A 16,104-nucleotide genomic window follows, 5' to 3' on the forward strand; every position below is an offset into this window, starting at 1 on the left:
GAGTTAAGCTTTTACGAATAAATTCCAGCTACAACTCTTTCGGTGTTACCTGTTCCCTGTTCCCTACTATACTTTTCTGATGATAGTGATCAGTTCATTCCAATTATCAAAAATCTTTTCCAAAGTAAAAGGAAACCCAAGTTGGTGTTTTAAGGTGAGCAGAAAATCCACAAAATCGGCAGTTGTCCAAACATGAAAATGGATACTAAAATCTCGCCTCATCAATTCTTTAACCATCCATTCTGCTTTGGTTTCATCTGTTTCTTTTTCTACTAATTCAATCCATTCTTCATAATGATTTTGTCGAGACCATTCCGCGCCCTGTTGGTAATCTTTTAATAAATGTTCAATAGAAGTGACTGGGCGATCGCAATCAAAACAAGTTCGTTTTTCGGGAACAGCTAAATATAAAATCCCGTCTTTCTTAATCACCCGTAATAAATTTTCAATCGTCAGGATCGGGTTTTGGCAATGTTCAATAAAATGATTTGCAATCACAAAATCCTGGGTTTCATTCTCAACTGTTTTTAGGAATTCACCATTATCAATAATATCGACAGGAACTAAATTAACATCAGCTAACTCAGGATAATGTTTTCTTAAATCAGGAACACTCATCCGATCCACATATTGAACATGAGCGGATAAAGGAACCTCCAGAGGATGATTTAATGCTCCAACTTCAATGCCATTTCCCTGTAAATATCGGTTGGCAAAAAAACGACGAAACGTATAAATTGGAGAAAGTGTTTCAGCATCAGCCGTGAGTGTCATAATTTAATGTCCTCAGCAGTTCATTCTTAATTTACATTTAATTTTCAGTCAATTCATAACCGAAACAGTTAACCCTTTAGAGTATAATCCTAAATTGAGTTGAAAATTTATTCAATTTTGTTCAGTTCCTGCGGTGCGAAGTTATCTTGATTTGGACAGGCGGAAAATTGAACGAATGGGAATTATTCCCGTTGATGATTTAACTCTCAATCTGGAGGCATATCACCGTTGATTCAACAAGCAAGGACAATTGATTCAAAACCGATCACTGCACCCCAGTTTATCATTCTTGGGGTACAAAAGGGGGGAACCAATTCCCTCTATCAATATCTATGTCAACACCCTCAAATTGTAGCGGCAACCCAAAAGGAAATCCATTTTTTTACGCTAAATTATCAGCAGGGTTTAGAATGGTATGAATCCCAGTTTTCCCCGGAAGCTGATGGAAAGCAATTGATTAGCGGGGAAGGTTCTCCCTATTATTTCTTTCATCCCTTAGTACCCCAGCGAATTTATGAATTTTTTCCTAAAACTCGGTTTATTGTATTATTGAGAAATCCGGTAGATCGGGCGATTTCCCATTATTATTGGGAAGTGAAACTGGGGTATGAATCTCTCTCTTTGGAAGATGCGATCGCCCAAGAAACTCAACGGCTACAAGGAGAAGCCGAAAAAATGGGTTCAGATCCGACTTATTTTAGTTTTAACCATCAACATTATTCCTACCTTTCCAGGGGAATATATATTGATCAACTACAAAGATGGATGAATTTTTTTCCCAGGGAACAATTTTTGATTCTGAGGAGTGAAAATTTATATTCAGATTCCGAAAAAGTGGTAAATCAAGTTTTTGATTTTTTAGGGATACCAAATTATCAATTATTGAGTTATGATAAATACAATGTTAATAGTTATCCCAATATTGACCCAATTATTCGTAAGCAGTTACAAGATTATTTTCAGCCGTTTAACCAAAAATTAACAGATTTTTTAGGTCAAGATTGGAGTTGGGAAATCCCCAATAGTTTCTCTAATTCAACGCCTAAATTACTAGATTCATCTGAAAATACAAGTTCTCAACCCATCTTAAACTCAGTTAAAATCATGAAAAAAGTTGATTATGAATCCGCCTGGGATGACTATGCTAAAAATTGGCAAAGTGTCAGATCTGAAGAAGTTTATAGAGGAGATGAATGGATTGGATTTGCTGCGGGTGCAGCGACTTCCTTAGCGGAATATGAAGCCCTAATTGAAAACCAATTTATTGCCCCTTATATTCAGAAACACCATCAGGTTTTAGAAATTGGTGTGGGGGGAGGAAAAACGGCAGCTTTGCTCCTGAAATATTGCGATCGTCTGGTCTGTGCTGATATTTCCAAAGAACTCTTAAAGGCGACCCAAAACCGCTTAGGAGATGAACGGGTTAGATATGTTAAATTAGATGGTTTAACCTTAGATGGAATTGCGCCTAACTCCCTAGATGTTTGTTTTTGTTATGACACCCTGGTACACATAGAACCACGAGATATTTTTAACTATTTAACTCGAATCCCCGCTTTATTAAAAGGCGATCGCATCTGTATTTTTCACCATACCAATCTATTAAGTGAATTAGGCTGGGAAAAATTCTTACAGGATTGGGATAAAAACCTATTGGGAAACCGACATGGAACCGCTTTTTCCTTAATGACTGATACCATTATGGAGAAATTTTTAACCCATCTTAACTATGAAATTATCCGAAAAGATAATGAGTCTGTACCCAGAGATTGCGTTTGGGTTTGTCAAGCACCCGAAGTTATCAGTGATCAGTGATCAGTGATCAGTGATCAGTTTAAGAGTTAAAATTACCAATTACCCATTACCCATTACCCATTACCCATTACCTATTCCCTATTCCCTGTTCCCTATTCCCATGAAAGCATTATTTTTACACCCTAACTTTCCCGCCCAATATCGCCATATTATTACAACATTAGGTGCAGATCCCAATAATCAAATTGTATTTGGGACAAAAAACGAACGTCCTGAATGGAGTATTCCCGGAGTTGAAAAAGCTGTATTTAATCCTAGTCGAGAACCCAGTGCAGACACCCATCAATATGTCCGGGTTTTAGAAAGTGCAGTATTACAAGGACAAGCAGTATTTAGAATGGCTGAACAACTCAAAGCCAAAGGATTTGTCCCCGATATAATTTGCGGTCATTCCGGTTGGGGGCCAACTTTATTTGTCAAAGAAGCCTTTCCAAATACCCCATTATTATGTTATTTCGAGTGGTTCTATCATGCAGAAGGTTCAGATGCGGACTTCGATCCGTCTGACCCCCTGAGCATTGATGATAAAGCCCGAATTCGGGTTAAAAATACCCCAATTTTAATTGATTTATATTCCTGTGATTGGGGACTTTCACCCACCCATTGGCAACAATCCCAATTTCCCCCGGAACTGCGCGAAAAAATTTCTGTGCTTCATGATGGAGTGGATACTAGCTATTTTAAACCGAATCCCGGTGCTAAATTAGTTTTACCAAATTTGGATTTATCCGGTGTAGAAGAACTGGTAACCTATGTGGGACGGGGAATGGAACCCTATCGGGGATTTCCCGAATTTATCGAAGCCGTGGCCTATATTCAGGAACGTAGACCCAAATGCCATGTTGTAGTTGTGGGATCGGAACGAGTTTGTTATGGTAAACCTTTACCCAACGGCATGAGCTATAAAGACTATATGCTCAAGAAAATCCCCTTGGATCTTTCCCGAATTCATTTCGTTGGGCCTCTAGCTTATGGCCAATATCTGCAAGTGATCCAGGCTTCAGATGTTCATATTTATTTAACGCGGCCTTTTGTTCTATCCTGGTCAATGATTGAATCCATGTCAACCGGTTGTTTAGTCCTGGGTTCAGATACCGCTCCCGTGCGGGAAGTGATTCAAGATGGGGTAAACGGCTTACTGGTGGACTTTTTCTCTCCCAAACAGATTGCGGATCGAGTTGATCAAGTCTTGGATCATCCTGATCGGATGGCTCAGTTGCGAGTTAAAGCTCGTGAAACGGCTTTAGAACGTTATGATCTGAGCAAACTTCTATCAAAACATCTGCAACTGATTACCCAAGTCGCCAATCGTTCCCTCCCGGCCACCGTTGGCCGGGTTGAGTCGGCAATGGTTTTGGGGTAGAGTGGGAACTTGATCTGAGTTCCGTTCGTCCACCGGGAAGATATTTTGATTAGAAGATAATAAATGGTCAATGAGGAACATTGTTGTCTATAAACCCGTCTGACGGAGGTAAGCAAGTTAAGATAAAGTGCCTTTTATGAGTTAAGAGTGATGGCTTCAAGACCAGTTGAGGATGAAAATTTTCAATACATAATTGATAATAAAATCCAGCCATCGAAACTGCCATATCTATCAACTAGACAAGAAGGATCACAAAGGACTAGACTTGCTGGAGACAAACAGGTTAAACTACTGCCGAACAAGTTATGGTGTTTTAGGCAGTGTCTGTCATCCCAACAGAGCTAATGACATTATTGCAGAGGAGTGAAATCAAATGGTAACAGCTTTAGGCGCGGGGCCACAATTTTACGATCAGGATGTGGGCTTTGCCCCCAGACCCGATACTATTCTGGGTGAAGCAGGAAATGACACAATCCTTTCTTCTACCCTCGGTGGAAGTCAGGTACAAGGCGGTACAGATAATGATATCCTCACATCCAGAGGCCCTGGCGACACAATTTTCGGGAATGAGGGGAATGATTCCATCCGGTCTCAACAGCTTCGTACCCTTCTGCTCGGTGGCCCAGGCCGGGACACCCTATCGGCAGATTTAACCGCCAGCCTTTATGGGGGGGTAGACCGAGATTTTCTCATAGGTCAGGCTGCCAGTAACTACCTCTTTGGTAATAAAGATGAAGATACCCTACTGGGCGGTATTCAAGGTGGAGATTTCCTGTATGGGGGTTCAGGAGCAGACCTCCTAGGATTTGTGGGTACCAATGGTCAAAGTAACCTCACAGGGGTTGCGGTGAGTGGGGCTATCGGTGGCCTGAACCAAGGAAACAACTATGTTTCTGGAGATATTGGCGCAGATAGTATTGTTGGGATTAACACTGGAGATAGCCTCCTCGGTGGTGACGATAACGACTCCATCGTTGGTGTAGGCAGTCTTAACTTACTTGATGGTGGCAGTGGGAATGACACCGTAAGAATCCAAAACCCTCTCTCAACCCAACAATTCTCAACGAATTTGGCCATTGTTGGTGTAAGCCAAACGACCCTACTGGGTGGGGCTGGTGACGATTCTCTCTACGGTGGTGTAGGTCGCTTTGGAGAAGGCCAGAACTACTTTGAGGGTGGAGATGGTAACGATACAATCCGAAGCTTTGCGCTTCAAGACGTCCTGTATGGGGGTGAAGGCAATGACTTGATTATCACAGCCAATCCTAATATTTTGACCATTCAGGGTAGCACCAGTCAACCGGGCTTTGCCGGTGAAAGCACCCTGTACGGTGGTGGTGGCAATGATACCTTACTAGCCGGCTTTAGTACAGATTTCCTCTATGGTGATGCCGGAAATGACAGCCTGAGTGGAAAATTCTCCCTATTAGACGGTGGCGATGGTAACGATACCCTCTATGGCGGAAATTGGACATTAGATATCCCAGGAGCTACTAAAGTACCTGCTGTTACCTTATCCGGTGGTTCGGGTAGCGACTATATCTACGGTGCCTTAGGGTCAGTGGCTAATATTTATAATGGTGGTCTCGGTGATGACACTATTATCTTTACCACAACCAACGATAGCCTCTTAGGTGAAGGTTCCGTCGAAGGTAATGATAATATCTCCTTCGTGAGTGGTTTAGCCAAGGGAGGCACCGGAGTCAGCTTTGTCTTGTTTGACACCCTCGGCAACAACACCATTTCCGGTAGTGATGGCAACGACAGCATCGTTACTGGTAGTGGGGCTGACTTCCTGCAAGGGGGTAGCGTTGCCGCATCTGCGCAATTGGATGTTGGTTTCGGAGATGACACCCTAATTGCTGGTGGTGGTAATGACTACCTGTTTGGCGGTTCGGGCAGTGATGTCCTGTTCGGTGAAGCGGGTAACGATACCCTGCAAGGTGGTACTCAACGAGATACATTAGTCGGCGGTGAAGGTTCTGATGCCTTCCTGTATCAGTTCAAATCCGATCTTAGCGGTACTATTGCTGACATCATTACTGACTTTAAATCTGGTGAAGATAAACTATTCTTCTCCCGTGGGCCTGGAGGCTTTGCCTTTGAATTGCGCCCAGGTGTCCCGACCACTGAAATTTCCTTTGAGCAATTTATTGTTCTCGATAAAGGCAGTTACGATGGCGGTGGTGCAAATACTCAAGCCCCAACCAGTGTTGGCCCTGTGTTAGTGTACGAGAAAGCCAGTGGAGTCCTATGGTATGACTCCGATGGTGGTGGCTCTAACCCAGCCGATATCGTTGCATTCATGGCACAACCGAACAACACAATTCCGACCATAACCCGAACTGATATTGTGATCGTTCTCTAGTTTGGGTTAACACCAGTAGAGACGTTGCGTGCAACGTCTCTACTCAACTTTCGGGATTTCAATAGATTCAAATATAAAAAAGACCGAGAAATTGTTTCTCGGTTTTTTTATATAGCACTACGCATTACAGTTAGGACACTTTTATTTTACTGAAACTCATTACCTATTACCTATTACCTATTACCTATTCCCCGCCATACTTAACTTGTCGGCCAATCAAATTAATAAAACCAGAACCAAAATGCTGAATTTCTAAGAAATTAGCATGGGAAGCCGTCGGTTTATAAACTTTAAATGTTTTCATAATTCCTAAAGTTGCGGCACTTTCTAATGGCCCAATAAAACCACAATCTCGATCTAAAAAATAGGGTTGCTTTGCCCAATATTCCATTTGTTCAGCATTCAAAAAGAAACAACCGGAATGGGGATTCAAAGGGCGTTTAAAAGCAACCGCCTGTTCCATCACTTTCCCAATAAATTGTGGCTGATCTTGAATATTCTGATAATTAGCTGTGACATGGGGTAAAATGTCTCCATCAATATAGGCTTTAATTGCTTGGCTATGGGGAGAAACTTCATAACGGTTGGGCTGTAATAGACAACTATTTCCAGCATGACGATTAAACCAATTTAACTTCGTAAATAACCAGGGATCACGCAAAATTAAATCATCTTCTAAATAACAATAATAATCATATTTACCCAAATATTCACGCAAAACTTGATGACATTGAAATCCCAGTAACATCGGTTCTACCTGGGTAGGATAATGTTGACAAAACCATGAAGGTAAGGGAATTTGTGCCAGCAAATGATAATCTTGAGTGGTACAAATCACAATATCAACTTGATAATTTTGTTCCTGATTCACAGGAATAGTCTGACATTGAGCAATATCAATCATGCACTGAGATTGACTATAAAGTTCCCGCAAAGCAGTTAAAGCAAATACTAACCCCGTAATTCGAGGGCGTGGATCTTTACTTAAAGATGCGTGTTTCCCATCTCCATCCGGGTTAAAAAAGTGAGGAATTGTAAATAAAATACGCATAATTTATAACTAAACCTTTTAACATTAATTATCCAATATTCCGTAGCACAAATTAGCAGAACTTAAACGAAGCCCAAATATAATCCGTGCCATCCGCGTAATCCCTTAAATCCGTGATCATAATTCTGGGACTCGTTGACGCAATTCCTGATTTAAACTGGGTAAATTATCTCGCATTTTTAAATACCATTCTCGTCGTTGTTGATAATGTTGACAAAGTAAACGATGATCTCGTACCCAAAGATAGGCATTATTGGCGATTTTTTGCCGAAGGGAGGTATTAATAATTAATTCATTCAAATACATTTCAAACTGTTGAATACTGCGATAAATTAAACCTGTTTTTTCATGAATCACCGATTGTTCATAGACCGTTGGACTAGCTAAAACCGCAACCCCATGACCCGCACATTCTAAAAACTTTAAATCCGATTTCATCAGATTAACAGGTGTGGGGGTTAAGGGTAACAAACCAATATCACAGGTTTGCAGAATCTGATGATATTTATTATAACTGCAAAAGGGTTCAAATTCTTTATCAGATATTGCCAAATGATCAAAAAAACGTCGATCATGAATTACCTTAACCTTAACTAAATTTTGATGACGAATTAAAACCCGGTTTAAGGTTTCCATAATAGGTTGCCAATCCTGTTCTCGATTTAATGCTCCAAAAAATAAAGTAACTTTTGAATCAGAATAATTTCGCGGGGGAGGTAAAGTCAATAAATGATTTTTAAAGATAGCAATATGGGGATTAAATTGTTGTAAAAATTCCCCTAAAGGCGCGGTTGAAGTCTGTACACCATGACAACCACGATAGCTGAGATAACGATTATCTGCATACTCCTTCCTTCGTAACGGATTATCGTCAATTTCAGCAATAATTAAATAATCCTGTTGTAACAAATTTCTTAATATTTCTAAGTGATGATCATAGGATAAAATCGTCCGTTGCCAAATAAAAACTTTTTCTTCTTCGGGTAAAATTGAACCATTGGGAATTGATTTAGAGGCGGAAATGGTGCGGGTTCCAGGTATGGTAACACTCAATTGATCGGGTTCCAATACCCGCAGGCGATCGCATCCTGTAGGAGCCATAATCGCTGTTTGAATCAACAAACGACGGGGAGGTTGTAATGATTTAATCGCCCGCACAATATAAAATTCAGCCGCGGTTTGAGTCGCAAAACGATTGGGATCTAAACCCAAAGTATTCCTAAGCGGTTCCACTAATTGCAGAAAATTTTGAAACTGATCATCTTTTTTTCCCCGAGTTTGAATTTCATAAATATATAATCCAGCTTCCCAGAATATTTTTTGAATAGCTTCTAAAGTTAATCCGCTATAATCTATATTTTCTTCAATTGAAATCTCTGATTTTCCCTGTAACAAATCAATAATATTCCGCCAATACTGACTATTAGGAATATAAGCTAAAACCTGACCTTGATCTTTTAACCATCGAGTGTGATATTGTAAAACCTTGAGGGGGTTTCTGATTTGGGGTAAAATCCCATCATAAATTAAACAATCTACGGTTTGTTCTTCTAGTTCTAACCGGATTGTTTCTAATTGATCAATCGAACTCAGAGTAATCTGATCTAGACCTTGAGTTATTTCTGAACTTAACTCAGAATCAATTAAAATTCCCCAATAAAAACTTTGGGGATTAATTCGTTTATAATGATAACCTGTACTTCCATTTCGACAACCTACGTCGATCAGGACTTGAGCATTAGCGGGTAAAAAGTCCAATAACTCTGAGGGTTTCCGGTTCAAATTATGATCATTGACCTGATCTATAGTATCTCTATTCATAACCTTTAGTAAAACTAGAGCTATGTTATAAATAACAGGTTTTAGGTCACACTGGCAAGTTAATTTTAGAATTAAAAACTTTTGATCATATTTTCACCCTAAATTTTATGGCTAGAGTCACCGTTATTATTCCAACTTATAACCAAGATTCCTACATTTCTGAAGCAATTGATAGTGTTTTAAACCAAACCTATCAAGATTTTGAAATTGTGATCACTAATGATGGTTCTACGGATCAAACATTGCAAATTATTCGAGAAAAAAAAGATCCTAGAATTCGCTATTTTTCTTTTGATCAGAATCAAGGAGTGAGTACAGCAGCTAACCATTGTATTCGTCAGGCGAGGGGAGAACTAATTGCTATTTTAGATTCTGACAATATTTTTTTACCAGATAAACTTGAAAAGCAAGTTAGTTTTTTAGATAAAAACCCCGGATTTGATGCGGTTTTTACCCATGCTATTATTATTGATAAAAATGGTGATTTTCACCAGGGTAAAGAATCCTCCTTTCAACAGTTATTTGCTCAAGAAAATAAAAATCGTTTTCAGTGGTTAAATTCTTTTTTTTACTCTGATAATTCCTTATGTAATACCAGCGTTTTAATTAAGAAAAAATGCTATGATCAGGTAGGACTATATGATCCGCGATTACATCAAATTCATGATTTAGATTTTTGGATACGTTTATGTCTGAAATCAGAAATTTATATTCTACCCGAACCTTTGCTTTTATTTCGATTTCATGATCGCAATATTAGTGGTGTAACGGCTGAAAATATGATTCGACATACTTGGGGAATCCCTCAAGTGCTTGAGCATTATCTCTGTCCAGAGGTTAGCCAAAATTTTTATAATATTTTTCCTCAACAGCAACGGATTAATACCCCGATTACCCTTGATGATCTTAATTTTTTAATTGCAAAATTGGCTTTAAAAATTCACCGTCCCAGTCATCAATATTTTGGGATTTTTACCTTATATCGGTTGATGAATAATCCTGAATCGGCTGAATATATTGAAAAACAGTATTCCTTTAAATATACTGATCTAATTCATCTTACTGGAACTCATGATATTTTTAAAATTATCAGTTATAGGAAATTACAGCAAGATATTGATCAAACCAAAAAGCAACTAGAAGCAGTACAAAATCAGAATCTAATTTTACAACAAAAACTAGATATACATAGTGAAACTGAATCTCAACCGCTAGTTAGTATATTAATTCCGACTTATAATGGAGAACAATTTTTATCTAAAGCGATTCAAAGTGCTTTAGATCAAACCTATTCTAACCTAGAAATTATTATTTCTGATGATGGGTCAACAGATGAAACTGTAAAAATTGCCGAATCTTTTAAAGATAATTGTTCTATTCCTTATCGGATTATAACTCATTCTAACTATGGATTAGTCAAAAATCTAAATTTTTGTATTCAACAAGCTCAAGGTAAGTATATCAAATTTATTTTTCAAGATGATTGGTTAGAACCTAATTGTATTGAAGAAATGGTCAATTTAGCAGAACAAGATCCAGAAATAGGATTGGTTTTCTCACCCCGTCAAGTTTTGATTGACCCTGATTCAAAATCTGATTTAACCTGTAAATCTGCTTATAATGGGGCGATTAATTTACATCAAAAATGGTCTGATTTAAAACCAATACAATCAGGTCAAGATCTATTGTCCAATCCTAATTGTCTAATCGGAGGATTAAATAAAATTGGAGAACCGACAACGGTATTAATTTCTAAACAAGTTTTTGAAGAATTAGGAGAATTTGATTCTACACTTCAGCAACTTTTGGATGTTGATATGTGGTTTAGGATTATGGGACGTTATAAAATTGCTTTTGTAGATAAAATATTATCTGCTCTCCTAATTCATAAAAAACAACAAACTCAAGTTAATATTGTTCAAAAAGAAAATTATAAAGATTATGAAAGACTTTATTTAAAACTCTTGCTAGATTCTCGCTATAGTTTTTTGAATCAATCTTTTAAACAGATGGTTTTACAAAAAACTTTATTTAACTCGCAATTTTATCTCAATTTAATCACTAATTTACTGAATCAATACCAAGAAAACCCTACGGAGAGAGTCATAGAGTGTCTGAAATTAGTTCGTCAAACCCTAGTTAAATATTGGTTAAGTTTAACTCCTGGGGATTTAGAAACTCGATATTCTAGCGAAATTCGTCCAATTTATCAACATTTATTGAATAGTAATATTATTGATCAAGGAGTCGGTGAGACTGAACAATCATGGGTTGAATCAATCAGAAAAAAACTTTCTCAAGGTCTGTATTCCTGTGATTTAATTCCTGGGTTGATGGGATTGATGTTATATCAAAGAGCTTATGATATTGATTTTATATACGAAAATGCGATCATTCCTAAATATTTTTTCCCTGAATTTATCAGTTGGCTGTTTGCTCCAGTTCAATGTTTTCGGTGTTCAGAAGACAGATTAAAATATATTAATTTTCAGGAGAATTTATTGGCTTATATTATTCAAAACTTAAATACGGATTCATCTTTTTGTGATTTGTGGATCTATGTCGCCCAGTGTTATCTTAAATATTCTCAGTTGAATTTTGAGGGTTTCGCCGAAATTAATCTCCAGAGGATTTATGATTACAGGAAAAAAATGATTGATTTTTTAGCATTGAACTCAAAGGATAATGTTCTGAACCGATAGCCAGTCTGAATCAACGATAACAATACTAGGGTTCGATCAGCCGAACACCGGAACTTGAAACCATTGATCCGCGTCATATTAGGCAAAAGCAATTTTTTTGAGCAGTTTACCGAAAGTTGAGGTAATTTAAAGATCATCAATTTAAGGTAAGGAGTAGACGGTCTGCTATTATTTGGACAATGTAGATTGGATACAGTAGTCAATTTAGGACTAGCAAGGGTAAATTTGAAAGGGGTAGTGAAAGTGGGTTGGAGAGTTCAATGACAGGATTGTTCAAAGTCGGAGACACTATTATCACAGCAGAGGACTTGCCATCTCTGCTCAAGCGTTATCAGTTAATGCCATTATTTCTGCGAGAAGTGATTTTGGAGCAAGCGATCGCTAAGATCACTTGTACAGAAGCAGAACAGGCGGCGGCCATCGAACGATTTGAAAGTCAACACCAACTCACGTCCCCGGAAGCAAAATCGGCTTGGTTAGCGGCCTATGATATGACCCCAGAACAACTTGTGGAAATGGCAGAACGCCCGGTAAAAGTTGAAAAATTTAAACAAGAAACTTGGGGTGGTCGAGTCGAGAATTATTTTTTGACTCGCAAAGGTGGTTTAGATCAAGTTGTATATTCTTTAATTCGGACGAAAAATCCTGGCTTGGCTCAAGAACTCTATTTCAGAATTTTGGAGGGAGAAAATTCCTTTGCTGAGGTAGCCCATGATCATTCCGAAGGGCCAGAATCTCGATCTGGGGGGGTCTTGGGGCCGGTTCCCGTATCCCAACCTCACCCGGCGATTAGTAAACTGTTATCGGTGAGTCAACCCGGTCAATTGTGGGCACCGCGCCCCTTAGCGGAATGGTTCGTGATTATTCGGTTAGAAAAATTCCTTCCCGCCCAGTTAGATGAATCGATGCGTCGCCGTATGATCGAAGAAATGTTTGAAACTTGGCTACGAGAGCAAATGGCTCAAGTTGGCTCCCTACAACCTGTTCGCACTTCAGTGTCTTCTGTGTCATGACAACATCCGCCGTTTCTCAATCCCAAATTCAGACCTTCTTAGCTGAAACGACTCCCTTTGATCGACTCTCGGAGAAGGCACTTCAGAACCTGTTGCCCAAATGCCAACTCCTGGGCTATCGTACCGGACAACCGATCTTTGAGCGGGATAAATTGCCGACTCAAATCACGATTATTTATCAAGGACAGGCTCGATTGCTGGGGTTTGATCCCAGAGCGCAACGCCATGTTAGTTTGGGCTTGCTCGGAGCCAGAGAAATCATCGGTTGGGCGGGGTTAATTCGAGGAGTTCCCTGTGAAACCGCGATCGCTTCAACCGACACGATTTGTATTACGTTGGCGGCCGCGGATTTTTTGCAATGGGTCGTAAAAGAACAGGCTTTTGGAGAAGCCTTCCGAGATCAAGCCGGGTTGAGCGAAGTTTTTGACCTGTTAAGCCAACATCTACAGGCCCAGGCCGTTCCGGTTAACAATATCAAGAATTTAGCAGTTGATCTAGGGCAGGATGCCGTTGTACTGAACTTGGCGGCGGGTAACAAGAAAACCAAGGAATTGACTAGCTTACTTGATCCTAATCGGATTTGGTTAGTCAGTAGTGGGACTTTGGGGGGTTTTGCCCCAGGTAGCCGGTTTTTATTAGAAGAAAGTAATTCATCTTATAAGATTGAAGGGCCCCAGGGCGTTCGGTTAGTGGGGTTGCGAGAGCCTGTTTATGAAGTGGAAACCTCGGTAGAAACCGCCGATGGAGAGGTGAGTGTTCAAGACTCGAATAATGGCAACGGTAATCGCACCATCGATCTATCGGCGGTGACTTCGGCTCCTGAAGTCCCCCCCACTCCAGAAACTAATGTCCCGAAATCGGCTCTGAAGTTTCCCGTAGTTCGGGGTAGAGGCAAGATTGACGCGCCTCTAGCTTGCTTTAATATGATTGCTAAGTTCTTCGGGATTAGCTTTAAAAAAGATGTTGTTCGTCGTGTTTTAGATAATCAGTTAGCAACGGTTGGTAATATTAGTTTGCAGGCTTGCGGGGCCGTGACCCAAATGTTGGGAATCAATGCTCAGTTAGTCCAGGTGCCATCCAAAGCCATTGGTCGCCTCAAAGCCCCGGCCATGGTGGTCTGGAAAGATAGCTTTGCCATTCTCTATAGCATTACCGAACGGGAAATCATTCTGGCATCCCCGGAAAAGGGTTTAGCCCGGATGCGTCCAGGGCAGTTTGCGGAAATTTGGGGTGAGGAAGGACAGGTACTCCTGTTACAAGCTCCCCGAGTTGACCAAAAAGAACAATTTAGCTTCTGGTGGTTTCTCCCGGCCTTGATGGAGCATCGAGCAACATTTGTGGAGGTGTTGCTGTCTTCGTTTTTCATCCAAGTGTTCGGTTTAGTTAACCCCTTAGTCAGTATGGTGATCATCGACGCGGTGATCGCACAACAGAACTTGGATGCTCTGAACGTCCTGGGGATTCTACTGTTAGGGTTTGCGCTGTTTGAAGGGTTATTAACGGCGTTACGAACCTATCTGTTTGTGGATAGCTCCAACCGCGTTGATATCAAACTCACAGCAGAAATTATTGACCATATGTTGCGGCTACCCTTGGGTTACTTTGATAGCCGCCAGGTCGGGGACTTGATGAGTCGTTTTAACGAGTTAGGAAATATCCGTAACTTCCTAACGGGGACAGCCTTAACGGTGGTTTTGGATGCGGTGTTCTCGGTGGTCTACATCGCCGTGATGGTTGCCCTAAGTCCAACTCTGACCCTGGTGGCTTTAGCTCCCTTACCCCTATTTGCTGGAATTATTTTTGTCTTCTCCCCGGTGATTATGCGGTTAATCCGCAAACGGGCAGGTTTGGGGGGGACATCCATGGCCTATATTGTGGAGGTGATTAGTGGAATTCAAACCATTAAATCCCAAACTATTGAATTAACAGCCCGTTGGCGGTGGCAAGGAATGTATGCCCGTTTCATGAGTGCGAGTTTACAAACCACTCTTACCCAAACGGCCGCGGGAACCATGAGCGACTTCCTGAATAAAATTGGGGGGATTGCCCTGTTATGGGTTGGTGCCTATCTAGTCATTGAACAGCAGTTGACCATCGGGGGATTAATTGCCTTTCGGATTATCTCTGGAAACGTCACGGGCTCGTTATTACGGTTTATTAGTGTTTATCAACAGATCCAAGAGGTGTCGATTTCGGTGGAACGGTTGCGGGATATTATTGATACCCTTCCTGAAGCCGATGAAGCCGATCGCAATAATATTCCCTTACCTGAAATTGAAGGGTCAGTTACCTTTGAGGAGGTGTCCTTCCGATTCAATCCCACGGGGCCCCTGCAACTGGCTAACATCAATTTAGATTTTCCCTCCGGGTCGTTTGTGGCGATTGTGGGGTTGAGTGGATCGGGTAAAAGTACCCTGATGAAGTTATTGCAGCGTCTATATGCTCCCCTATCGGGACGAATTTTAATTGATGGCTACGATATTAATAAAGTGGAACTCTATTCTGTCCGCCGTCAATTGGGGGTGGTATTGCAGGATACCCTCCTATTTAACGGAACCGTTCAGGATAACATCGGCTTGAGTAACCCCGAAGCCAGTAGCGACGAAATTATTCGGGCGGCTAAAATTGCTGCGGCCCACGATTTTATTATGGGTCTTCCCAATGGTTACAATACCCAGGTCGGAGAAAGGGGATCGGCTTTATCCGGGGGACAACGACAACGGGTGGCCATCGCCCGCACGGTATTACAAAATCCTAAACTGTTAATTTTGGATGAAGCCACCAGTGCCCTAGACTATCAATCGGAACGGGCTGTGATCAATCACTTGATGGATGTCTTTCACGATCGCACGGTCTTTTTTATTACTCACCGTCTGAGTGCCGTCAAAAACGCGGATGTAATTATTATGATGGATCAAGGATCTGTGGTTGAGCAGGGAAATCATGATGAGTTAGTTGCCCTGAAAGGACGTTATTACTGCCTGTATCAACAACAGGAAGCGCCCTAATACAGTTATCAGTTACCAGTTATCAGTTATCAGTTTAAGAGTTATCAGTTTAAGAGTTATCAGTTTAAGAGTTATCAGTTTAAGAGTTGAGAGGCAGTTACAATTGCTCTCCATTAGTAAAAATCTTGATTTTATTTCTTGCACTGATGACTGATGACTGATGACTGATTTTGCTGTTTACCAATTAAT

The 16,104-nt window shown here is 40.4% G+C and carries 9 protein-coding genes; 6 read left to right on the plus strand and 3 right to left on the minus strand.

The features are described 5' to 3' along the window. Positions 1-66: 66 nt before the first annotated feature. Entirely contained in the window at positions 67-774 is a 708-nt protein-coding gene (locus tag NMG88_RS07665) for a methyltransferase domain-containing protein (RefSeq protein ID WP_227350367.1), read from the minus strand. A 228-nt stretch (positions 775-1,002) separates the two neighbouring features. Between NMG88_RS07665 and NMG88_RS07670 the strand changes: the two genes are divergently transcribed. From NMG88_RS07670 to NMG88_RS07680, 3 genes are all read left to right on the plus strand, one after another. After that, positions 1,003-2,589: a sulfotransferase domain-containing protein gene (locus NMG88_RS07670; RefSeq protein ID WP_227350368.1), complete on the plus strand. Its 1,587-nt coding sequence runs from the start codon at positions 1,003-1,005 to the stop codon at positions 2,587-2,589. A gap of 100 nt (positions 2,590-2,689) precedes the next feature. Next, positions 2,690-3,952, plus strand: a complete 1,263-nt coding sequence (locus NMG88_RS07675) for a glycosyltransferase family 4 protein (RefSeq protein WP_042153223.1) — start codon at positions 2,690-2,692, stop codon at positions 3,950-3,952. Positions 3,953-4,325: 373 nt separating this feature from the next. Continuing rightward, positions 4,326-6,320: a calcium-binding protein gene (locus tag NMG88_RS07680; RefSeq protein ID WP_227365968.1), complete on the plus strand. Its 1,995-nt coding sequence runs from the start codon at positions 4,326-4,328 to the stop codon at positions 6,318-6,320. Positions 6,321-6,504: 184 nt separating this feature from the next. Here the strand turns inward: NMG88_RS07680 and NMG88_RS07685 are convergent, their stop codons facing one another. Further along, on the minus strand, positions 6,505-7,371 hold the full coding sequence (locus tag NMG88_RS07685; RefSeq protein ID WP_254035276.1) for a calcium-binding protein: 867 nt from the start codon (positions 7,369-7,371) through the stop codon (positions 6,505-6,507). Positions 7,372-7,488: 117 nt separating this feature from the next. Then, entirely contained in the window at positions 7,489-9,192 is a 1,704-nt protein-coding gene (locus NMG88_RS07690; protein ID WP_227350370.1) for a glycosyltransferase family protein, read from the minus strand. A gap of 107 nt (positions 9,193-9,299) precedes the next feature. Between NMG88_RS07690 and NMG88_RS07695 the strand changes: the two genes are divergently transcribed. The 3 genes from NMG88_RS07695 to NMG88_RS07705 all read left to right on the plus strand — a co-directional run bounded on the left by NMG88_RS07695 (position 9,300) and on the right by NMG88_RS07705 (position 15,915). Then, entirely contained in the window at positions 9,300-11,894 is a 2,595-nt protein-coding gene (locus NMG88_RS07695; protein WP_051339994.1) for a glycosyltransferase family 2 protein, read from the plus strand. Positions 11,895-12,154: 260 nt separating this feature from the next. Beyond that, a complete protein-coding gene (locus NMG88_RS07700; RefSeq protein WP_042153235.1) occupies positions 12,155-12,907 on the plus strand; it encodes a peptidylprolyl isomerase in 753 nt (250 codons plus the stop codon). After that, positions 12,904-15,915 carry a peptidase domain-containing ABC transporter gene (locus NMG88_RS07705; protein ID WP_227397666.1) on the plus strand — a complete coding sequence of 1,004 codons (3,012 nt, stop codon included), beginning with the start codon at positions 12,904-12,906 and terminating at the stop codon, positions 15,913-15,915. Before NMG88_RS07700 ends, NMG88_RS07705 begins: the two co-directional genes overlap by 4 nt. Positions 15,916-16,104: the final 189 nt, after the last annotated feature.

Source organism: Planktothrix agardhii, from assembly GCF_904830935.1.
Lineage (GTDB): Bacteria > Cyanobacteriota > Cyanobacteriia > Cyanobacteriales > Microcoleaceae > Planktothrix > Planktothrix agardhii.

Coding starts and splice junctions, on each gene's coding strand:
- NMG88_RS07665 (WP_227350367.1), bottom strand. CDS start 774: ATGACACTCACGGCTGATGCTGAAACACTTTCTCCAATTTATACGTTT.
- NMG88_RS07675 (WP_042153223.1), top strand. CDS start 2,690: ATGAAAGCATTATTTTTACACCCTAACTTTCCCGCCCAATATCGCCAT.
- NMG88_RS07680 (WP_227365968.1), top strand. CDS start 4,326: ATGGTAACAGCTTTAGGCGCGGGGCCACAATTTTACGATCAGGATGTG.
- NMG88_RS07685 (WP_254035276.1), bottom strand. CDS start 7,371: ATGCGTATTTTATTTACAATTCCTCACTTTTTTAACCCGGATGGAGAT.
- NMG88_RS07690 (WP_227350370.1), bottom strand. CDS start 9,192: ATGAATAGAGATACTATAGATCAGGTCAATGATCATAATTTGAACCGG.
- NMG88_RS07695 (WP_051339994.1), top strand. CDS start 9,300: ATGGCTAGAGTCACCGTTATTATTCCAACTTATAACCAAGATTCCTAC.
- NMG88_RS07700 (WP_042153235.1), top strand. CDS start 12,155: ATGACAGGATTGTTCAAAGTCGGAGACACTATTATCACAGCAGAGGAC.
- NMG88_RS07705 (WP_227397666.1), top strand. CDS start 12,904: ATGACAACATCCGCCGTTTCTCAATCCCAAATTCAGACCTTCTTAGCT.